Genomic DNA, 22,322 nt, shown 5'->3' on the forward strand with positions numbered 1-22,322 from the left:
CAAAATCAAGAAGGGCATCACATGCGTCTCGTCATCGGATCCGACCACGCCGGCTGGCCGCTCAAGCAGACCGTCATCGACCACATCCGCAGCCTCGGCCATGACGTCATCGACGTCGGCTCCTATGACGACAAGCCAGTGGATTTCCCCGACATCGCGCGCGCCGTGGCGCAGAAGGTGACCTCGGGCGAAGCCGCGCGCGCCATCATGGTCTGCGGCACCGGCGTCGGCGCCTCGATCGCCGCCAACAAGATGAAGGGCATCCGCGCCGCGGTCTGCCACGACATCCATTCAGCCCATCAGAGCGTTGAGCATGACGACGTCAACGTGATGTGTATCGGCGCGCAGATAGTCGGCGCGTGGCTTGCCATCGATCTCGTCTCGTCCTATCTCTCGGCCGAATTCTCCACCGACGAGGATTTCCGCCGCCGCGTCGAGAAACTGCGAGTCATGGACGAGCAAGGGTGACGGTTTCTCCGCCATGATCCTAGTGTTCGGATCGCTTAACATCGATCTGGTCGCCCATGTCCCGGTCATTCCGGGCCCCGGCCGCACCGTGCTCGCGCCCTCCTATCGGACCCATTTCGGCGGCAAGGGCGCTAATCAAGCCGTGGCTGCCGCGCGCATTGCCGGGCCGGGACGCGTCCGAATGGCGGGCCGTATCGGACGCGACGGATTCGGCGACAGCGCGGTAGAGAATCTCCGAGCGAACGGCGTCGACACGGATCTCGTCGTCAGATCGGACCAGCCGACCGGCTGTGCCTTCATCGTGGTCGATCAGGCCGGTGAGAATGCAATTACGGTGGCAAGCGGCGCCAACACGACCGCCAGCGCCCATGACCTCCCCATCGCGCTATTCAGCCGTGACACAATCCTGGTGCTTCAGATGGAAGTGCCTTTCGCAGAAGCCCTGGAAGCCGCACGCAGGACGAAATGCGCCTCCGGCAGCGTCATCTGGAATCTCGCACCCGTGCCGGAGTCGATGACCCGGGAGATGGTGGTCCAGCTTCTCTCCGCGACCGATTATCTCCTGGTCAACGAGCATGAGGCTCTGGATGCGGCGAGGGCGATCTGCTTCGCCCAGCCGCCCGATCACGACGCCGCAGCCGCCGAACTTGCCAGGGCCGGTGACCTCAACTGCATCGTAACCGCTGGCGCGCTAGGCGCGCTCGCCTTCACCGCCGATGGCAGCTGTCTCCGCGCGCCTGCACCCTGCATCACCCCCACCGACACGACCGGGGCCGGCGATGCCTTCGTCGGCGCTTTCGCGTCTATGGTAAGTGAGATGGTGCCGTTGCAAAAGTCTTTGGAAATTGGATGCGAGGCTGCCGCATTAAATTGCCTTAAAGAGGGGGCGCAGGACGGAATGCCGGTCAGAGGTGCGGTAAAGTCGATCGCCTGACCATCAGAGATCGTTCAGGCACGATGGCTGGCAGCAGGATTCTTGACTTGCGGGTGATCGCCTTCCGCCGACGAGAGCACCTGTCGTTTGAAGCCGTTCTGAACAAGGGGCCGTTGAGAACACACGGCGTCCAGATTTCGGTCAGCTCGATATCGCCATGGGTCCGAGCTGGATGATCGTCCCGACGGCATTCGTTCGCGGTCCAGACCAGCAGATGTTCTCGCCCAGCCCCCGCCGCACTCTCGGAGCCAGCTTCAATCAGGGACGAGAATAGCTCGGATGGGATCAGGTGGATTTGGTGCAGATTGAGGAGGGAGGCTGGCGACGGCTCGATAGCGTTTACGGACGAACGCGCCGGCTTGGACGTTGCCTTTGACGCGATCTGATCCGGCGACGGCTTGCTGATGTGGTGGTCGAGATCGTGGCTACAGCCAATCCTTTCGCTAGGCCAACAGATCCTGTGTCGACGGCATCGACTCCGAAACAAGCCCACGAGCAGGGCCTTAAGCTAGGGGAAGTGGGACGCCCGTCAGCCGCCCTTGGTCACACGAACCCTTTCTCGGCGAGTGGTGGTAAGCGCTTGACCGAGGAAAAGCCGCGCCCTCGACGAGCGCGGCTTGTTGCTGTCGGGGCCTGTCACCAGCGGTGATGGTGCCAGCGGTGTCGCACGACCGGATATGATCCGCGGTAATAGGCGTAAGCGGGCCGCACGGCTCGGCGGTACCGGTAGCCGTAAGACACGGGCGCCGTGTAGTAGGTCGTGGTGGCGTAACCACCGCCCCAGCGATAGGGCTCGTCGTAGCCGTAGCCAGGTCCCCATCCATAAGCCGACGAGGCAAGCCCGCCGATTACGGCGCCAGCCAGCAGACCGCCAGCGATGCCCGGTCCCCAGCCACCTCGCCAGTGCGCTTCGGCAGGAGAGATGGTGGCCACCGAGGATAGACCAAGAGCGCCGACCATCAGCGCCGACATCGCGATCTTCTTCATCGAGATTCCTTGCACATTGCTCGCGCCCTACCGATAACGGGAAAAAGAGGCAATGGTTGCAGCTGCCCGGGCGGCGCGGGCCATGGAATCCTCGCCGCCAGAGACGGCGCGCGAAGCTCCAGTGCGGAGCCGACCGCCGCAACCCCGACAACTACCACCTTGCATCCAGAAGGTCCGGCCGAAGCCAACGCCTGCAGCGCCGGCGTGCGGCACGTACGCGGGCGCATGTCAGAGCATCCTGAGCTTCCTCCCTTCGTCTACTGTCGGGGAAATCCGGAAACTTTCCGGAGCGCCTTGAGTTGGCAGCGACTGGGTTCGGTCTCTGGAGAGAGTGAGTATGGTCGACGAAGTCGTCTTGAAGAACGCCGCGGAGACCGCCTGGACGGTGTATCGGACGCGGCACCCCGAGGTCGATGCGCACGACAGCCGGCGCTGCCTGCTGGAGCGTCACCTCCACAGCAGGTCGGAAGCGCGCGCAAGCGATACCGAAGAGCTCGCAGGCTTCGGAATAGCCTACCTGCAGCGGCTTTCTCGAGACGGATGTTGACGGCCGTGAAGGCGCTCGCAGCGCGCGTGGCAGGGGGAAGCACGAGGCCCAATTGGACGCTGCTCGCGATTTCGTCGCTCATTTCTGGGACGATCGTGACGGTCGTGCGGTTCGTGTTGGGGGCCTAGCCGATGCGGATCGCCCAGCTTGCTCCGTTGGCCGAGAGCGTACCTCCAAAGCTCTACGGCGGCACCGAGCGCGTGATCGCCTGGCTGGTGGACGAACTGGTCGAACCGGGACACGACGTCACCCTGTTCGCAAGCGCGGACTCTAAGACGAAAGGAAAGCTCCAGGCGGTGTGGCCGCGCGCGCTGCGGCTGGGGCGGAAGGGGTGTCTAGTCAACCCCGTTGTTCTAACATCAATTTATGTGAGCTGAGCGGCACTAGCTACGGTCCTTACAACGGTCATTTTCATAGCATCAGAACCGTAGTTTTTAGCGCAAAGCGCGGCTCGGGTCGCGCCGCCTTTTTACTTGGAAGCGGCCGCTGGGGGTGAATACCGGCAAAGCCGACCGGGGCGGCCTCGATTTGAACGTCAAAGGACCAAGGTCCGAGCCCCAGCGCGCTTACCAACTAGTCCGCCGCAATCACCGGTACCGACCATTGGACACCGGAAGACGATCTAAAACTCATCGTGCTCACGGCGAAACGTTCCGACGACCGCAGACCGCACATGTCGACCCGCGACCAATTGCGACGCCTGCGAAACATGCTTCATGAACGAGAGAATCCCAAGTCCCAGGTCCCATCGAGCCGGGCTCTCTCGAAGAGACCAATCAATTGGTTTGCAAATGATAGTTGTTGTTCAGCTCAGGCGGGTGCCGGGCAATCATGGCGCCTGTGAACGCTGCTTTTCGCTCGAAGTATCGGAAACTGCGGGATTGGCGGGGCCTTGGCCCACGTCGTTGCGTTTGTGCAGGTCTCCCAGCCAAAGGATGGGTCCTCGCAGCTTTTCGCTGCGTGGGCCGTGCCGAATGCCGAACTGTTCGACAAAGCCCCTGAACGCATTCGTGAGGGCCACGAGCTTCACCCCCATGATCCGGATATTTCCGGGTAGCCATCGGCTCGCTGGTGTCCTGGGTGAAGAGCGGCTCATTGCGCGTTCCTGGCGTCATAGAATCAAGAAACCACGAGCGCCGGATTATTCCGCGGTCGAAGAAATTCTGGGCGGCAGTTCCAGGTGCAGTTTAGCTTTCACAGCGTATCAAGCTACCGTTCGCCCTCGCTTCGGATCAGGATTGATCGGGTGGCCGATGAGATCGTCTTCCCACCCGAGACCATTTCGACTTGCAGTCCATACTCCCCTGCTCGTTGCGCGGGCTTCCCTCCGGCATAGGCGATGTAGTTCGCCTTCCGCCTTTCGAGCGGTTTGGTTTCGATTTGCATCAGCGTTTTTCCGTCCGGATCGACGATGCGCATTCTGAAAACGCTGTCGCCCTCGACGTTGATCCCCCAGACCCAAGCGATGACCGGTTGCGACGTATTGGGCACGGCTGGTTCACCTTCGCGAACGAGCCTCGGAAGCTCGGGCGGAGCGTTGGCGAGCCCGACCAGCAGGATCGCCGAAGCCGAACGGGAAAGTGCATCCCGGACGGCCGGTTCGAACAGGCTTCCCCCGGTTGCGCCGCAGGTTTCTCGACCGATTCCAAGTGGCCGGCCCGTCAGGGGTTCGATCGTCCTGCCATCCTTTCGGACCGACAAGTGCAGATGGGGAAATTCGGCCAAGCCCGATGCCCCGATCGACCCCAGGCGGTCGCCTTTCTTCACGTGCGCTCCGGGCCGGACGACGATGCTGCCTTCCTTGAGGTGGCAGTATTGTGAGGCCAGCCCCCCGGAATGCTCTACAAGGACGCCGTTACCGCACTCCTTTCCCCCGGTATCTTTATCTTGTGCCCGATCGTTGATGCGGTCTGGAATGCCGTCCCTCACGCGCGCGACGGTTCCTTCGGCGGTTGCGATCACGGGCGTTTGACGATCGATATCCTTGAGCGTGCGGATGCGAATGTCCCAACCGTCGTGCCCCTGGTACGTGGCGTTGCCGCAGAGCGGATCCAACGCCTGGTCGCCTGGATCGACGTCCGGCATCTGCTGCACGAAGCAGTCCACGCCCAGGCGGCAGTCGACAGGCAGTCCCAGGTTGGGAGACAACTGGTCGTCCGCGCGTGCCGGCTGGATTGCCGCCGATAGAATCACGATCAACGCCGGCGCCAGCCGGTATCGGCTGTGCGTCGCGCAATGGGACTTGAGCTTGAACATTTTCGCAGCAGGGAACAGAACTCTACTCCTCCCGGAAGGATTTCATCATCTGATCCGTGAACGGCTTTATCAGGTAGGAAAGTGCCGTCCTATCGCCGGTGGTTAGGAAAACCTCAACCGGCATGCCGGGCACGATCGGCTTGCCGGCTACTTGCCTTTGGCCACCCGCTATCGCGATGGTGCTGAGATAGTACGTCTGGCCGCTGGCCTGGTCCAGGGTCGCCGCCGCCCCGATCGTTTCGACCGTACCCGCCACTTCCGGCGTGGTCCGCTGGTTGAAGGAGGAGAATCTGAGCCTCGCCGATTGCCCGGTCGTGGCCTGGTCGATGTCGGTCGGAGACAGCTTCGCTTCGACGACCAGGTCGGCGCTTTCGGGCACGATGGACATGAGCGTCTCTTTGGGGGCGATCACGCCGTTGACCGAATTGACGGCGAGCTCGTTGACGGTGCCGGAGATAGGCGAACGGATCACCATGCGCGACAGGCGGTCCAGCGACGCCACGATCCGTTCCTGAAGCTCCGCCAGTTTTCCGTCGACGTCGCGCAAGTCCCGCTGACCGTCGGTTCGCGCCTGCTGGTCGAGTTCGATGATCTTGATCCGCGACTCGCTGATCTGTCCCTTGACGCGGGCGATGTTGGCGTCGATCTCGCCTTTGAGGCCGTCGATCTTGACGAGATCGCGCTCCATGGTGCGGATCTTGCCGATTTCTATGAAACCCTTGTTGTAGAGCGGCGTCAGACGCTCGAGATCCTCTTTGACCATCTTGCGCTCATTGGCGTTGGCCTCCTGCTGCGCGGTCAGCCCGCGGACCTGCTCCTCGAACTGCGCGATCTGCAGCGACAACTGATCGCGCCTGGCCTCCCGCACGGCCAAGTTCTCGTTGAAGAGCCGGATCTCGCCCCGCGCGATCTCCGCCGTGAACGGGTCGTGCTCGAACCGGGAGTCGAACCTGATGGCCGTGGCTCCTTCGCGCTCGGCCAGATGCCGCGCCCTTCGGCCCTCGAGCTCCGCGCGCTGCCCCTTGAGCACGCCTAGTTCCGCCTTGGTCTGGGTCTCGTCTAGTCTGACGAGGACATCGCCCACCTTCACGGCGTCGCCATTGGCGACCAGGATCTCGCCCACGATGCCACCGTCGCGGTGCTGGATCAGCTTGACCTGCTTCCTGACTGCGACCTTGCCTTGCGCGATCACGGCACCGGTCAGCTCGGCGTGCACCGCCCAGCCGCCGCATCCGCCGATCAGGGCGATGGCGAGAACGGCCACCATGGTCACGCGCGAGCGGATCCCGAACGACTGCTTCGCAGCGCGCGCGGGCCGTTCCGTGGGCTTCAGGTTCATCGTTCATTCTCCGTTGTTAGAGCCGGCACGTGTCCGCCGATTCACGATAAGTGGTGCGCGTTCGTTTGCTGGGGGGCAGTGAAAACAAAATTGCTCTCGTTGAGGTCGAGGTTACCATCCAGCACGATCTCGAAATCGTGCTCCGCGTCGCCGTCGAGATGGCCCGAGACGATCGTGATCTCCTGGTCCGAAACGACTTCATGGCGGTAGGTGACGGCGCCGACCTCGTCGAAGGTGGCCTGGTCGGCCCCGGCGAAGAACAGCCTCTTGCCCGAGAAATCGTCGAGTTCCTGTCCGACTCTGGACAGATCGAGCTTGTCGCCGACGCTGAAGTCCACGATGTGGTCGCGTGGTCCGCCGTCGTTCTTCAGAGAAGCCAGGTCCTGGAAGACGAAGGTGTCGTTGCCGTCGCCGCCCTCCATGATATTCACGTGGGCGTCGGCAACCAGGCGGTCGCGTCCGTGGCCGCCCTGGACATTCTCGATCTCGAAGATCTGTGCGCTCTGCCCGTCGCAGATTTCGACGATTCCGTCGGGGAGGTCGACGTTCTCGTCGAACACGATCTGCGACAGATCCAGCGTGTCCGCGCCGTCACCTCCGTGAATGACGTCGTGGCCCGCCTCGACGCCGAGGACGATCACGTCGTCCCCGCAGCCGGCGTCGATGCAGTCGTTGCCCGAGCCCCCCGCCAGCACGTCGTCGCCGGCGCCGCCGTCGAGGTGATCGTCCCCGGCGCCGCCCTGCAGGGTGTCGTCGCCTGCGCCGCCCGCGAGCGTGTCGTCGCCGGTACCGCCGTCCACATCATCGCCGCCCGCGCCGCCCGCGATGTGGTCGTCTCCCGCGTCTCCGCGGACGGTGTCGTTACCGGCACCGCCGTCCAGGTGGTCGTCCCCTTCCCCGCCATGGATCGTGTCGTCGCCGGCGCCCCCTGCGATGCAGTCGTTGCCGGCCCCGCCCAGCAGCACGTCCTTGCCGGCGCCGCCGTCGATATGGTCGTCGCCTTGCTCGCCCTCGATCCTGTCGTTCCCGTCGTCACCGTGGAGGGTGTCGTTGCCGGGACCGCCTATGAGCGTGTCGTTGCCCCGCCCTCCGGAGGCAAAGTCGTCGCCCTCGCCACCTAGGATGAGGTCGTTGCCGTCCTCGCCGTAGAGCGTATCGTCGCCGGCTTCGCCGAACAGCGTGTCGTTGCCCGCCCCGCCGAAGATGATGTCGTTGCCCGGGCCTCCGAACAGGGTGTCGTCACCGTCGCCGCCCACCAGCCGGTCATTGCCCTCGCCGCCGTAGATCGTATCGGCGCTTTCGCGGCCGTAGACGATGTCATTGCCGGCGCCGGCGTCGATCACGTCGATGAGAGGCGTTCCGATCAGAAGATCGTCGCCTTCGGTACCGTGTATCTCCTCGTCGGGCGCGGCGTGCAGATCCGCATGCGCCGCCTGGACGATCGAGACGGTGCCGTCGGAGATGCGGTAGCTGAACTGGACCGGGCCGATATCGTCGTGTTCCGGCGTGTAGAGCCAACGGTCCGCTCCCAACGCCTGCAGCGACCCGTGATCGACCTGGAGGGCCTGCACCGAAAGCCGGTCGCCGTCCGGATCGCTGGCGCCATTCAGCAACTGACCGAGCGAGATGATGAAGGCTTCGTTGACGAGCCCGCTGCCGAGATCGACCGCCCCGGCGCTCACCGGGGCGTGGTTGACCCGCTTCGTCGGATCGGGGGGCGGGTCCTTGATCGTCGGTGGCGGCTTTTTTGGCTCGTCAACATGGGGCCTGGTGTGGTCGTCGGAAGACCCTCCGCCTCCGCCACCTCCACCACCCCCACCCCCGCCTCCGCCGGCGACCGGTGTGCCGTCTGCCCCCCGCGGCAGCGGATGCGCGGGAGCCGGCGCGTTCTGGTTCGCCGGGACCAGCGACAGCCGCGGCCCTTCCGTCCTGTCGAACCTGAGCCTGTCCGGATCGACTGCCGCTTCGAACGCTTCGTTCATCGATACCGCGTGCAGCCCGAAGGCACGGACGAGTTCGGACGATCCTGCGCTCCGCTCCACGGCGATGGACGGCGCGACCGACGTATCCGCTTCCGGCTGCGTTGCCGCTTCCGGAGAGTCCGGCTTCGGCAGATGGGGCGCATCCTCCTTGCCTTCGCCGAACACCTGTTTCAGCAGCAGTCCCCACGATGCGATCAGGATGGCGGGCACGATGGAACTGACGCGCGACCGCTCTTCGATGAGCGCGAAGCGGCGCGCCGGCGCGTCGAGCGCGCTGCGGTCCGGAATTCCCAACGACAGCCGATCGTCCATGGCCACCTCCCGCTGATCAAGCCGTCGCTGCGGCGGGGAACGGGATCGGCGCCGCCGGCGCGCCGACCACCTTGTCCTTCGGTCCGAACGCGACCAACTTGCCGCCCTGCACCACGCCGACGTAGTCCACCGCCGCCAGCGCCTTCGGCCGGTGCGCGATCACGATGACGATCCCGCCGCGCGCCTTGACGCCTTCGATGGCCTCCCCGAGCGCCGCCTCGCCCGGTGCGTCGAGGTTCGAGTTCGGCTCGTCGAGCACGACGAGGAAGGGATCGCCGTAGAGCGCCCGCGCCAACCCGATGCGCTGCCGCTGACCGGCCGACAGCGCGGTGCCCGACGGCCCGAGTTCGGTCTGGTAGCCATCCGGCAACCGCGTGACCATCTCGTGGATTCCCGCGGCTTTCGACGCGGCGATGATCTTGCGGGCGTCGGGCTCGGTCTCGAACCGCGAAATGTTCTCGGCGATGCTGCCGTCGAGCAGCGAGACGTCCTGCGGCAGGTAACCAATGTGCTCGCCGAGCGCATCGGCGCGCCACTGATCGAGATCCGCCTCGTCAAACCGGACTTTGCCCCTGAGCAGCGGCCAAACGCCGACGACACCTTTGGCCAGAGATGTCTTGCCGCCACCGCTAGGGCCGATCAGGCCGAGCGCCTCGCCCGCCTTGAGCTCGAAGCCGACGTCGCCGACGAGCACGGTCCCGCTGCCCGGCGCGACCACGGTGATGCCTTCGACCTTCAGGGTCGCGCAAGGCTTGGGAAGCGGCAGGATATGGCTGCCGTCTTCTGCCGCGGCGAGCGTCTGCTTCAGACGGTTGAAGCTGCGCCGTGCCGCGGCGATCACCTTCCAGTTGCCGATGGCCGAATCGATCGGCGCCAGCGCCCGCGCCGAAGCCACCGAGCACGCGATGATCGCGCCCGCGGAAAGCTCGCCCTTGATGGTGAGGAACGCGCCAAGGCCCAGCAGCGCCGACTGCAGCATCATGCGCATCACCTTCGCCATCCCGCCGAAGCTGCCGCTGATGTCGCTGGTTCGGGTCTGCAGCGCCAGATGACGGGCATTGGCGGTCTCGAACCGGGCCACGGCGCGGCCGCCGAACCCCATCGCGCGCAGGATGTCGGCGTTGCGTGCGTGGGAGTCTGCCAACGTGGACCGCTGCACCGCGGCCTGGTGGGTCTCCTTGCCGGCACGCCGCGTCAGAAGTTCGGTTGCCACCGTAAGCGACATCAGAACCACCGCGCCGGCCAAGGTGACAAGCCCGAGCACCGGATGAAGCAGATAGACGAAGCCGAGGAACAGCGGCATCCAGGGCAGGTCGAAGAAGGCGATGGGGGCTTGGCTGCCGAGGAAGCCGCGCACGACGTCGACGTCGCGCCCCCGCTCCAGCGCCTCGGACGTCGAGTAGCCGTATCGGGCCATCTCGATCACGACGCAGTGCGCCAAGGGCGCCAATTTGGCGTCGAGACGGGCCCCGAGCCTGACCAGTATCTGCGAACGCAGGATGTCGAACATGCCCTGGAACAGATAAAGCCCGATGGCGAGCGCGGAGAGCGCCGCCAAGGTCGGGATGCTGTGGCTCGTCAGCGCCCGGTCGTAGATCTGCAGCATGTAGAACGAGCCCGTCAACGCCAGCACGTTGATGATTCCGGACACTCCGAGCAGGACAAAACCGATGCCGCGGTAGCTGCCGATTGGATTCTCCGTCGGATTCTTTCGCTTCGGGTTCTTGCTCATCGTTTCCTGCCCTGCCCTTGGCCTCGGTGACGTCGTCCACCCGGGCGGCGGTTCGCCCGGGTGGTGATGGTCGGTTGCGCCTAGTGCACGCCGTTGAAGTCGGCCGTCGTCAGTGCATGGTTGCCGGCTCCCAGATCGATCTTGAAGTCGGCCGCGGCGTCGGCGTTGGTATTGCCGGACACGAAGGTGTGCTCCGCGCCGTCCTTGATCTCCTGCGTGACGATGACCTGTCCCGCCGAGGTGAAGACGTTGCCGGCGAACAGCACGAAGGACTGGTTCCCGGCCGCCCCCGTATTGGCGTCGATGGCCGACAGGTCGATCTTGTCGCCCGGCTGGAAACCCTTGATGGTGTCGCCGTTGGCGTCCGCTGCGGAGCCGAACACGTAGGTGTCGTTCCCTCCACCGCCGTCCATGACGTTCGCCACCGAACTGGCCACGATGGTGTCGTTGCCGGAGCCGCCGATGAAGTCCTCGAACCCGAATATCTGGTCGGTCCCGCTCTGGGCGCTGGCGACGCTGCCGTGCTGTCCGATGCCGTTGCCGAGATCGGCCGTGAGGTTTGCAGAGATGGCCGAGTAGTCCAGCGTGTCTTCCTCCGTGTCGCCGAAGTAGGTGTCGTTGCCGTCGCCGACGGTCGCGATGACCCGATCGTTGCCGGCCCCGCCGTAGACGGTGTCGTTTCCCGCGCCGCCTTCCAGGGCGTCGTCGCCCGCGTCGCCGAACAGGCGGTCGTCCCCGCCGTCGCCGGTGATCAGGTCGCGGCCGGCGCCGCCGAAGAGATCGTCGTTGCCGTCGTTGCCGAACACCACGTCGTCGCCTGCGCCGGCCTTCACCAAGTCGTCTCCGGATCCGGCCTTCAGCGTGTCGGCACCGTCGTTGCCGAGGATCACGTCGTCGCCATCGAGGCCACTGAGGACATCGTCGCCGGTCGCCCCCACCATCACGTCGGCGGCTGCAGTTCCAATCTGGCCTTCAGCCATGCCCGGGTTGACCGCCGGAGGTTGCGGCGTGTCTGGGCCGCCCTGTCCGTCGTGCTGATGGTCGCCCGACGAACAATGCTGATCGTCGCCGCCGGAGTTGCCATCCTGACCGTCGCCGCCGGATCCACCCTGGCCGCCGCCTTGGTCGCCCGAAGGCAGACCGGTCTGGGTGTCGACCACGTCCTGCGGCCGCAAGGTGCCGGTGACCTGGTCGTCGCCTCCTCCTCCGTGGAATACGATGCGGTGGTCGGAGGTCAATCCGGAGATGTCGACGGTGTCGGCGCCTGCGCCCCCGTTCACCGTGATCGTGCTGTAGTTCAGGCTGGTGCCGGTGAAGTTGCCGACGATGGCGACGCTGTCGCCGGCCACCGTACCGCCGTCGAGCCCGCCGTTGTTGTTGTTGGCGGTCACGTCGAGGGTGTTGATCGTGATCTCCTCGACGTTGTCGAGCTCGCCGATCACCGTGCCGTTGCGGGCGACGACGATCTCGGTGCCTGCATGCAGGCCCGTGAAACCGACATGAGCCGCGCTGCTGCCCGTGCCCGGACCGGCACCGTCCCAGTCGTCGGTGTTGGAGTAGATGGCGAAGGATTCCGCCGTGTTGTTGCCGGTGACGGTGAAGCGGTCGCCCGCCGCGCCGTTGGCGCCGCCGTCGACGAAGTCGCGGCCGTCCGGCAGTTCGGGAATGATGGTGATGTTGCCGATCTTGAAGGGGTTGGTCACCGACCAGCCGACGCTATCGTCGCCCCCGCCCGCAAAGACCGCGTCGTCGCCTCGTCCGCCGGTGAGGATGTCGTTGGCCGAGCTTCCGACCAGGATGTCGTTGCCCGTCGATCCGTTAATCGTCGTGCCGTTGACCGCGGTCACGGTGACCGTGGCGGAGGCCGGTGCGGCCCCGTCGTTCACCGTGTAGGAGAACGAGCCGCCGTTCGGCCTCGCCGGGTTGCCGCTCGTTCCGCTGTCGGTGATCGTGACCGCGCCAGCGGCATGGACCGCCGTGAGGCTGTTGAAGGAGCCCACCCCGGTGATCGCCAGCGCGTTGGGACCGTCCGTGTCGCTGTCGTTGGCGAGCAGCGCCCAGTCCGGCACCACGATGCCACTCGCGACGTTGCCGAGGTTGGTGTAGACGTGATCGGCGCCCACGCTCGGCGGATCGTTGACCGGAGTCACGTGGATGGTCGTGGTCGCGACGTTGCTGTCGGCCAAGCCGTCATTGACCGTGACCTGGACGATGCGGTCCGCATTGGTGGGGTTGTTGGAGTTGCTGGAGAACGTGATCGCCTGGATCGCGTTCTGGTAGGCCGCGATCGAGGCCTTGCCCGTCAGGCTGACGGTGATTTGTCCGGCCACGGAATTGTCGACAGTGCTCGCGATGCCGTCGCCGGCGATGTCGTTCGCGTTGAGCGCGTCGCCCGCCACCCGGCCGGTCAGGACGACCTTCGCCGACCACAGTTGCGTGCCGTCGTCGACGATTCCGGGATGGTTGGCTATGCCGACGGCATTGCCGTTCTCCGTGAACGTGACGACGTAGTCCGTGCTCGGAGCCGCCGCGGGCCTGACGTAGTCGACGGACACGTTGTCGATCGAGATGGTGCCGTTGTTGGCGCTGTTGCCCGTGTTGGTGGCCGAGCTGACCACCTCGAACCTGAGGGCCGCGTTGGCGGTCACCGTCTCGCCGGCGTTCAGGGACGCGAGAAGATCGGCCGAGAACGTATGGTTGCCGAAGCCGGCGGCATTGGTGATTGTTCCGAGTTCATGGAAGACCGGCGTCGCCGCCGTGGCGTCCGCGGTGAAGAGGACGCGGACGTAGTCGCCGTTGTCGAAGCTGTTCTGGTTGTAGGTGAAGCCCAACTTGGCCTCCACCACGCCGGCGAGGTTCACCACCCGCTGCACGTTGGCCCCGTCGGCGTTGTCGGTGAACTGCAGTTGCTGCGAGCCCACGCGGATCTGACCCGCGGTGGCGCTGCCGTTGACCGCGCCGTTGAAGTTGTCGCCGGTTTCGGTCCAGTTGCCCGTCCAGCTCGAGCCGCCGGCGTAGCTGCCGGAGGCGAAGTTGTCGGTCGCAGCGCCCGGATCGAAGGCGTGAAGCTTCAGGCTCGGGGGCGTGTTGACCAACGAGAAGTCCTGGTCGGCGAAGCGCAGCAGTTCCACGCCCACGACCAGGTCGGTGCCGTCGGTGACGATGGGCGCTCCGTTGGCGTCGACGCCGTTGGGATCCCGCAGGTCGGTCACCTTGTAGGCGACGATCTGTCCCTCGTGGGTGCTCTGGAATGTGATGGGGTCGATGCGATAGTCGGCCAGGTTGCCGGTGAAAACTGCGATGTCCGGCTTGGCCAGGGTGCTGGCGTCGGCGCCCCCGTCTCCGAGAACGTTGTCCTTGAAGAACTGGGTGCGCAGCATCTCGGTAAAATGCTTGTCGAAGCCCTGCGTGCCGAGCGCGGCGTTGTCGAGCAAACCGGCGCCCAGGGTGTCGTCGTAAGCGACGCGGTGAGAGGCGCCCTGATAGCGGGCATCCTGCAGGCGTAATGCCTCGGTGGATCCGTCGTTGTTGTTGTTGTGGTCGTAGGTTGAGGCGATCTCGTTGCCCTGAGCGTCATGGCCCTGGATGTACTGTCCGATCAGGGTGTCGAGCCGGACCGAGCCGCCGACGATGACGTCATTGCCGGCGTCGCCGGTCAGGAGATCGGCTCCGGAGCCGCCCACGACCCAGTTGTCTCCGGAGTCTCCTCCGAGATTGTCGTCGGACACGCTGCCGACCAGCCCCTCCATTTCGAACGCCGCGGGAACCGACTGCGCGGTATTGACTGCAGCCAGTGGGTTCGCTTGCTGGTCGAGGTCGTAGGTCACCCCGATCGGCCGGGCGTGTTGCAGGCTGAAGTCCAGGACGTCGAAACCAATCGTGCCCGGGGTGTTGCCGTCGTCGGTGACGCCGTCACCGCCCAGCACTTCATCAGGACCGGTGCTCAACGCCTGAGCGATGTCGCCAACCTTGAACCAGTCGTCGCCGGCTTGGCCGAAAGAGATGTCGACGTCGGTGCCGTCGAGCAGCATGTCGTCGCCGTTGCTGCCGTACAGCATGTCGGTGCCGGAGCCGCCGTCCAGATAGTCGTTGCCGTCGTTTCCTTCGAAGAACGGGTCGGTGTCCTGCTCGCCATACATGACGTCGTCGCCATTGCCGCCGAACAGCTTGTCTATCCCGAGGCCGCCGTTGATGTAGTCGTTGCCCGCGCCGCCGATGACCTGGTCCAGGCCGTTGATGTCGGTGCCGCTGGATTCGCCATACAGGAAGTCGTCGCCGGCGCCGCCGTCGATCAGGTCGGGGTTGTCGCCGCCGTAGATCGTGTCGGAGCCGTCCCCCCCGTACAGGCGGTCGATGCCGTAGCTGCCGTAGATCTTGTCATTGCCGGCATCGCCGTAGACCGTGTCGTCACCGCCCTGGGCGTAGATCAGATCCTGCCCCTTCGAGCCGACGATGATCTCGTTGGACTCGGCGCCCGAGTTCGGCGTGCCGTCGAGGTTGACGAAGCCGTTCTGCCCATAGGCGCTGTTGGGGTCCGTGTCGGCCAGGCGGGTGTCCTGAATGTAGTGCACGCCGCCGATGACGACTTCGTGTCCGTCGTTCAAGTTGCCGCGTCCGCCGTTGGAGTAGATGCCTATCGTTCCGGCATCCACCGCGGCGATGTCGCCGTATTTGTGCTCGTTGCCGGTCGTCAGGTACTCGGTCTGTCCCGGAGCCAGCACTTCCTTGTGGGCACCGAGATCGACGTACTGGTCGGCATAGCCGAAGATGTTGCCGTTGAGGTGGGTCAGACCCGTGGTGCGCTCCACCATGTCCTTCAGCTGGGCGTTGACGATCTCCGTGCCGAACTGAACGCCGAACAGGCGGTAGAGATAGTAGAAGCGATCGCCGTCCATCAGCCTTTCGATCTGGTCGACGAAGATTCGGTCGAAGGTCTCGCCGAGGAGCCCCCCCGGCTGATGGACTTCGGCCAGACCGCCGAGCCATGTGTCGATCTGGTTGAAGGCAAGCGTACCGACGCCGCCGGCCGCCTCGTCTCCGTTCATGAAGCCGTAGGCTTGGTCGAGCGAGATGCCGAGCGTGCCCGCGGCGACGCTTCCGTCGACGATTCCGACGATGGTGTTCGCCTTTTCCATGTCACCGTCGAAAGCGTACGCGGCGATGAAGTTGGCCAGCGAACTCGGATGCTGCATGTTCTGACCGAAGTCGTTCCAGCTCGAGTATTCGGAATAACCTAACGTGTGACGAACCTCGTTCAAGGTCGGTATGCCCACGTCCCGTCCGCGGGCGATATTGATCGCCGCCAGATCGAGCGGCTGGTCGAGCAGACCCTGGTTGAGCGCCGGGGTGACGAACTCGTCCACCTCGTTCATCTGCTGGTGCGTCATGCCGAGCACGATCGCGGACGGCCCGACGTCGGCGAACTTGTCCGGGGCCAGGAAGGCTGCCTTCAGGGCATAGCCCATGATTTTGCCGGTCAGGCCGCCGGACGGATCGATGGTGTCGATGGTCTCGCGCAAGGTCGAGTGACCGAAGCGGAAGGCGGCCTGCGAGTATTCCAGGGAAATCGCCGAATCGACCTCGGTCGAGTAGGCGCCGAACTCCTGGATATTGGGCGAGACGTTACGGGCGTACTGGTCGACGGCAGCATGCTGGTATTCCATCTCCACGACCAGCTTGGCCCCGTTGAACATCTTGTCCTGGTCCCAGGAGATGTTGCCTGCGGAATCCAGGTAGTCGCCGGCGGCGTTCATGCCGTGCCCGGTGTCGATCTGGAAGCCGTGCAGCGCGGCGTGGGTCGGGTCGCCGGACACGACGTCCTGGGTATGTAGTGCCTCGATGATGTTCTGGATCTGGTAGTTGTGTTCCTCATGGAAGACGTGGTGGATCGAAGTCAGACCGAAGTTCTCGTTCACACGCCCGTCTCCGGCCACGTAGTGGTCGCCGACCGAGGCCATCAGGATCTCGCCGACGGCGTCGTGCAGCGCGCCCGCCGGGACCGTGATGCTGAAGTCGGCGAAGTTGACGAACGGAAACAGCGAGCTGGCGCCGTCCAGGGTGTGCGGCGTTCCGGGAGGCGAGCCTGGGGGTAGCGTGGCCATGGTCAGCGTCAGCTTGTGTGTCGTTGCGTCGATGCCGAAGCTCGAGCCCGCACCGAACGTGGATTTGGCGTAGGTGTCGATGGTCGAAATTGCGGCCGCTACCTTGGCCGACTGGGCCGCAGTGCCATAGGCCGCCTCTCCGACGTCTTGCGCGCCGTTGCCATTCTTGTCGTAGAAGGCTCCCATGTGGCCTGCATCGAACCGCGGATTCATGTCGAGCAGCAGCGCCGAGCCGCTGGTGCCGGCGATCACGTGGCCGGATGCGTCGCGGTTGCGCAGATCGTTGACGTCCTCCCAGGTCAGGGCGTCGCGGCCGGTGGCATCCACATGGGCGCGCAGTTCGTCCAGCGTCGGCAGCGTCTGGTGCGTCGCGGTGCCGTCCGGCTTGGTCCATGCGGTTTCGAGGGTCTGCCCGTCGAACAGGTTCATGCCGGCGTGGTACTGGCCGGTGGCCGGATCCGCGACCCATTCCCGCAGCAGGTTCGTCAGTTGCTCGTGCGAGCCGTAGGTCTGGCTTTGGTCGATGAAGGGCGAGGTGTGATTGACGTATTCCGGGCCGTTGGCGTCCACCGTCTGCACCGTGGCCCGGTTGATGGTGATTTCGTGCACCGGCCGTCCGTCCGGTCCGAGCATGCCGTAGAGCGGATCGTCGCTGGCGAGCGCGATCTTGATGGTCTGTCCCGAGGCCTTGCCGATAAAATCGAGGCCGTGGTCGAAGAACTGGCCGAACAGTACGAAGAAGCCGTTGGAGGGCGATACGCCCGGATTGAGCCCGCCGAGGAAGTGGTCGCCCTGACCGGCCGAGGCGGCGAGCCGCGCCTGCGTGTCGACCTGACCGAGGCCGCCGTCGGCGACCGTGGCGAGTTGGCCCCAGTCGAGCACCTTCGCCGTCCCTGTCGTGGGATCGTAGTAGATTTCGTTCGGTTGATGCGAGGTCGCTCCGAGGTCGCCCTGATGGTTAGCCCAGGTGTCGAAGGTGACGCCGCCGGTGGTAGTCGTCAGGCTGATCATGCGCGGCGTGTAATCGACGACGTTCGGCAGATCGATCTTGGTGCCGTCGGCCGCGGTCTGGGCGCCGGCCGGATCGGCCTTGACCGCGTAGTCGCCGTTGAGGGCCGGGTTGAAGCCGCCGGTCGCCGCGCTGTAGGAGGAGTAGTAGGTCTTGGCGGCGGCGTAGACGCGGTCGGCGACCGCCTGCATCACGGACGAGTAGCCGGCGTAGTCGGCAGCCGCCGTGCGCGTGAAGATCTGGTCGACCGCGCCGAAGGTGGCGTTGATGAGCGACAGGTTGTTGTTGAGACCGCTGGGATCCCTCAAGCCCGCGAAGTCGAATTCGGAATAGTAGGACTGTCCCCACTGCGCGATGGCCACGGTCGATGCCGCGTCGCCGGCGGCCGACCCGCCGGTGCCGATGAGATTGCCGTGTGCATCGTAGACCGCCCCCGTGCCGTCCCACAGGATGATGGCGTTGCCTGCCGCATCGAACAACGGGCGGAAGTTGACCTGGCTGAGGATGAAGTCGATGTCGCTCTGGTCGATTACGAACGGCTTGAGATAATTCGACATGATGCGCTCCTGCCAGGATTAACGGAGAACCGAACGGCCGGATCTCCCACGTTTCAGAAGCATGTCGAGTGCTTCGCGGGCGCGGTAGGGCAGAAGGTCGAGCGAAAATTTCCGTCGATGGTCGAATGCGCCGCACCCGACGAAAGTCCCTTGCTTCGGACTTTAGTCCGAAGCGCCATCGGTCTTTCTGCGGCGGCGCGGCTGCTGCCGGCGATGGTGTTAACCCTGATCCGCTGCTTCAAAGGAGCAGTGTGGGCACGTGCGATCTTCACCATGTTTGCCCAGGAAGTTGAAAGCCGATACGATCGATGCATATGATGTCGCCAATTTAAGCATCTGTTCACCGATGACATTGTTCGAGAATGTTCTTCATGGAGCCAGTCGTGGAGGAAGTCTCCGTCGCCGATGAAGCTGATGGGCACATCCGTCGCGTCGACAGTGCCTTGTTGAGAGCCGGTGAAGGCAAGCCCGAGACCAGGAGGGCGTTAGGGGCATTCATCAAAGTCGCCACGGATCGGCCGCGTCGCTGGTGGATGCGAAGGTCCCTCTTCGAGCAGTTCGCATTGTTGTCTTCGCTGGTGCTATCGCTTTCCGTCGCCGCGGTCGGAGGATGGGTCGGCAATCGTATCGCCGATGGCGTTCTGCGCGGAACGAGTGGCGCCGCCGCGCTGTACATGACGAATTTCGTGGAGCCCTACGTTCAGTCGATGGACGGCGGAGGCACACTCAGCGCGGAAGACCTTCGCGGGCTCGAGTCCGTCGCCGAACTGCTGAAATCCAGGCGGCATGTCGCCTCCGTCAAGATCTGGGCGCGCGACGGTACCATCGTGTACAGCACGCAAAAGGGGCTAATCGGAAAGCGATTTCCGACGACCGACCTCACGCCTTCGCTGCAAGGGAAAATTCGTGCTGGGATGGCCGACCTCGAGGACGATGACAGCGAGTTCGAACGCTCTCTGTCGATGCCCCTCTATGAGATGTTCCTGCCTCTCTACAAGAACGAGACGGAAAGGATCATCGCGGTCGCAGAAATCTACGAAGACGCCCGCGCGCTTCTCCGCGACCAGGCAAGCGCCATCCGCGGCGCATGGCTGGTGGTCGGGTCGGTGGGTCTCGTCACCCTCTTGGCTCTGTTCATCGTCGTCCATCGAGCAAGCACGACCATCAAAAAGCAACGTTCGGCCATCAAGCAGCGGTTCCGGGAGAAAGTATTGCTGCATCGCAAGAACGATGTTCTTAAATCTGAAACGGAAGATGCTCTTCGCACTGCCGCCCGCATCGACGATCTTATCCATACGCGGCTCGGAGCCGAGCTCCACGACGGCCCTGCCCAGCTGATATCCTTCGCCCTGCTGCGGCTCGAAGGTCTGGAACAGGAGCTGGAAGGCCCGACACCCAAAGCGCGAGCTCTCCTGACGGAATTCCGGAGCGCGCTTAAGGACGCGCTCAAGGAGCTGCGCTCGATCGCCGCCGATCTGCTTCTTCCCGATCTCGGAGACAGCGGTAATCTCATCCGGATGCTCCGCAAAATCATACGAGCGCATGAAGGCCGCGCCGCCTGCATCGTCGATTTTGAGATGACCGGAGTGCCTGAGAAACTGCCTCGCGACGCGGTGCGCTGCCTCATTCGGGTGACGCAGGAGGCGTTGAACAACGCCTTCAAGCATTCGGGGAGCGACCGCCAGACCGTAATGGTTAATTACTTCGCCGGGACGCTGCGGCTATCGGTGAGCGATCTCGGATGCGGCTTTGCCGGCAAGACAGCCAAGTCTCGATCAGGTCTTGGATTGATCGGGATGGCCTCCCGAGTGAGAGCATTGGGCGGGACGTTCTACGTGATCTCCAATCTCGGCCAAGGCACGGAGATCCTGTGCGAACTTCCCGTCCAAAGTTCCACCGCAGGAACTGGCGATGAACACTCGAAAGATAGTCAACCGATCAAAAGTGATTGAAACTTTATCCTTACGATGCCTATTCTCGCAGCATTCTGAAATGCCACTTTTCCGCAGTGTTTTTTAATTGTGAGAGTACATATGGAAAATTCGAGTGAGCAGGCCACTATTGCCATCGTCGACGATCATCCGATTTATCGCCAAGGACTGGCCAGCGTGTTTCGGGCGGAGGCTCGCTTCAAAGTCGTAGCCGAAGGCGCCTCTACGGCAGACGCGCTGGACATCGCAAAAACGCATCGCCCGAGCATCCTCGTTCTGGATCTCGGCATTCCCGGCGATAGCCTGGAGACTCTCAAGCAGCTGTGCGTCGAATTTCCCGGAACGCACTGCGTCATACTCACCGCCTGCGACGATCCGCAGACCGGCATCGCCGCCCTGAACGCGGGCGCGCACGGCTACATCCTGAAGGGGGTCAGCGCGAGCGAATTGAAGGCGGCGATCTGGGCGGTCTTCAAGAACGAGTCCTCGTTCGTCTCGCCGGAGTTCGCGGCGCGGCTGCTTTCGGCGGTTCAGCAGAAGGAGGCGACGTCCATCGACGTCGGTCTCAGCCATCGCGAACTCCAGATCATCGCGGAGGTCGAGAGCGGCGCCACCAACAGGATGGTCGCCGACAAGCTCAAGATCAGCGAAAAGACCGTCAAGCACTACATGAGCAGCATCATGCAGAAGTGCGGCGCGACCAACCGCGTGTCCGCGGTCATGGCGTATCAGAGGATGCGCCAGTCCGGCCAACACGCTTGAAGGATGACAATCCATATCACGCTGCGAACCGCGCTGCGCTGGCGTTGGATCACCTGGGCAGCGCCTCATGCTAAGGCCCACGCGGGTAGTGGACCAAATGTCTTACGGAGACCAATACCGCAGCCAGTTGGAGTCACCTTACTCGCTGGCCCAAGCAAGCGGGACTTCTGCGCCTTCGGCCCGAGATCAGAAAGTCGTCCGTGAACAAGGCTCTAAGCGATTGAGCAGGAGTCAGTTTTCCGGTTGCGGCGGCATTTGAGATTGCAGGGATTGGGGGCTTGAGGCCCCCAAACCTTGCAATTTTGGTTTGTGGATTCCCTTTTGCTGCGGACCATGATTCTGTGTGCATCGGAGGGGCCGATGCGACCGAAGAAGCACAGGACGACGGGATCGAACGATCTGTTCCGGGCGCGGCTGGACCAGATCATCAACATGAAGCACGAGCTGGTTCAGCTCGCCGGCAAGATCGATTGGGACTGGATCGACGGCGAGGTCGCGCCGCTCTATAGCGAGAATGGCCGGCCCGGGATCGAGACCCGGTTCATGATCGGGCTGCTGTTGCTCAAGCACACTTATGGGCTGTCCGATGAGGGCGTTTGCGAGCGCTGGGTTCATGACCCGTATTTCCAGTTCTTCACCGGGCAAGAGTTCTTTCAGCATGCCTTCCCGCACGAGCGCTCGGACCTGAGCCATTGGCGCAAGCGGCTCGGCGACAAGTTGGAGCTGCTGCTGGCGGAGAGCCTGCGGGTGGCGCACGAGGCCGGCGCGTTACGCGGCCAGGACCTCAAGCGCGTCACCGTCGACACCACGGTGCAGCCGAAGGCCATCACCTTTCCGACCGACGCCAAGCTGCTTCATGCGGCTATCAAGGGGCTCAACCGCCTGGCGAGAAGGCACGCCGTCAGGCTGCGGCAATCCTATTCTCGTGTGGCCAAGGCCGCCGCGATGATGGCGGGCCGCTACGCCCATGCCAAACAGTTCAGCCGGCATCAGCGGCAGTTGCGCATTCTGCGCAGCCGGCTCGGCCGTATCATCCGCGACATCCGCCGCAAGATCGAGGGCCAGCCGGCACTGGAGGAGGCATTCGCCCTCCCGCTTGGCCGGGCCGTGCAAATCCGCTCGCAGCAGCAGCGCCAGCGCGGCTGGAAGCTTTATTCCTTCCATGCCCCGGAGGTGGAATGCATCGGCAAAGGCAAGGCCGCAGCCCCTTACGAGTTCGGCGTGAAGGCCTCCATCGTCAGCAACAACCGCCGGGCGCCCGGTGGCCTGTTCGTACTGCACGCCAGGTCGCTGCCCGATAATCCCTACGACGGTCATACCTTGCGGGACGTCATCGACCGCACCGAGGCGCTCACCGGCTGTCCGATCGAGCGGGCCTATGTCGACAAGGGATATCGCGGCCACG

The 22,322-nt window shown here is 64.1% G+C and carries 12 protein-coding genes and 1 pseudogene; 7 read left to right on the top strand and 6 right to left on the bottom strand.

Annotated features, from left to right (window positions below; genetic code table 11):
- Window positions 1-21: 21 nt before the first annotated feature.
- Window positions 22-468, top strand: a complete 447-nt coding sequence (rpiB, locus tag IVB32_RS01235; RefSeq protein ID WP_247395279.1) for a ribose 5-phosphate isomerase B — start codon at window positions 22-24, stop codon at window positions 466-468.
- A gap of 13 nt (window positions 469-481) precedes the next feature.
- Window positions 482-1,402, top strand: coding sequence for a ribokinase (locus IVB32_RS01240; RefSeq protein WP_247395278.1), 921 nt, complete (start codon window positions 482-484; stop codon window positions 1,400-1,402).
- Between the two features lie 636 nt (window positions 1,403-2,038).
- Here the strand turns inward: IVB32_RS01240 and IVB32_RS01245 are convergent.
- On the bottom strand, window positions 2,039-2,389 hold the full coding sequence (locus IVB32_RS01245) for a hypothetical protein (RefSeq protein WP_247395277.1): 351 nt from the start codon (window positions 2,387-2,389) through the stop codon (window positions 2,039-2,041).
- Window positions 2,390-2,726: 337 nt separating this feature from the next.
- Between IVB32_RS01245 and IVB32_RS01250 the strand changes: the two genes are divergently transcribed.
- Entirely contained in the window at window positions 2,727-2,936 is a 210-nt protein-coding gene (locus IVB32_RS01250) for a hypothetical protein (RefSeq protein ID WP_247395276.1), read from the top strand.
- Window positions 2,937-3,067: 131 nt separating this feature from the next.
- Window positions 3,068-3,256: pseudogene (locus IVB32_RS01255) on the top strand (glycosyltransferase family 4 protein); the annotation flags it as partial.
- An 889-nt stretch (window positions 3,257-4,145) separates the two neighbouring features.
- On the opposite strand, the gene IVB32_RS01260 reads toward IVB32_RS01255, so the two are convergent.
- The 5 genes from IVB32_RS01260 to IVB32_RS01280 all read right to left on the bottom strand — a co-directional run bounded on the left by IVB32_RS01260 (window position 4,146) and on the right by IVB32_RS01280 (window position 18,224).
- Window positions 4,146-5,192 (bottom strand): M23 family metallopeptidase, encoded by a 1,047-nt coding sequence (locus IVB32_RS01260; protein ID WP_247409599.1) that lies wholly within the window; start codon window positions 5,190-5,192, stop codon window positions 4,146-4,148.
- 22 nt (window positions 5,193-5,214) lie between these two features.
- The gene (locus IVB32_RS01265; RefSeq protein ID WP_247395274.1) at window positions 5,215-6,531 is read right to left on the bottom strand and encodes an HlyD family type I secretion periplasmic adaptor subunit; all 1,317 of its coding nucleotides are present in this window, start codon (window positions 6,529-6,531) and stop codon (window positions 5,215-5,217) included.
- A 41-nt stretch (window positions 6,532-6,572) separates the two neighbouring features.
- On the bottom strand, window positions 6,573-8,825 hold the full coding sequence (locus IVB32_RS01270; protein WP_247409601.1) for a cadherin-like domain-containing protein: 2,253 nt from the start codon (window positions 8,823-8,825) through the stop codon (window positions 6,573-6,575).
- 16 nt (window positions 8,826-8,841) lie between these two features.
- Complete coding sequence (locus IVB32_RS01275; RefSeq protein WP_247395410.1) at window positions 8,842-10,557, bottom strand: type I secretion system permease/ATPase; 1,716 nt, start codon at window positions 10,555-10,557, stop codon at window positions 8,842-8,844.
- An 80-nt stretch (window positions 10,558-10,637) separates the two neighbouring features.
- Complete coding sequence (locus tag IVB32_RS01280) at window positions 10,638-18,224, bottom strand: peroxidase family protein (protein WP_247409603.1); 7,587 nt, start codon at window positions 18,222-18,224, stop codon at window positions 10,638-10,640.
- 383 nt (window positions 18,225-18,607) lie between these two features.
- On the opposite strand from IVB32_RS01280, the gene IVB32_RS42940 reads away from it, so the two are divergent.
- From IVB32_RS42940 to IVB32_RS01295, 3 genes are all read left to right on the top strand, one after another.
- Entirely contained in the window at window positions 18,608-20,176 is a 1,569-nt protein-coding gene (locus IVB32_RS42940; RefSeq protein WP_247395408.1) for an ATP-binding protein, read from the top strand.
- 81 nt (window positions 20,177-20,257) lie between these two features.
- Window positions 20,258-20,917, top strand: a complete 660-nt coding sequence (locus tag IVB32_RS01290) for a response regulator transcription factor (protein WP_247285914.1) — start codon at window positions 20,258-20,260, stop codon at window positions 20,915-20,917.
- Between the two features lie 360 nt (window positions 20,918-21,277).
- Window positions 21,278-22,322, top strand: a 1,045-nt coding sequence (locus IVB32_RS01295) for an IS5 family transposase (protein ID WP_247409606.1), incomplete at its 3' end; no start/stop codon positions are given.

Origin of the sequence: Bradyrhizobium sp. 23, from assembly GCF_023073295.1 — a bacterium.
Classification (GTDB): domain Bacteria; phylum Pseudomonadota; class Alphaproteobacteria; order Rhizobiales; family Xanthobacteraceae; genus Bradyrhizobium; species Bradyrhizobium canariense_D.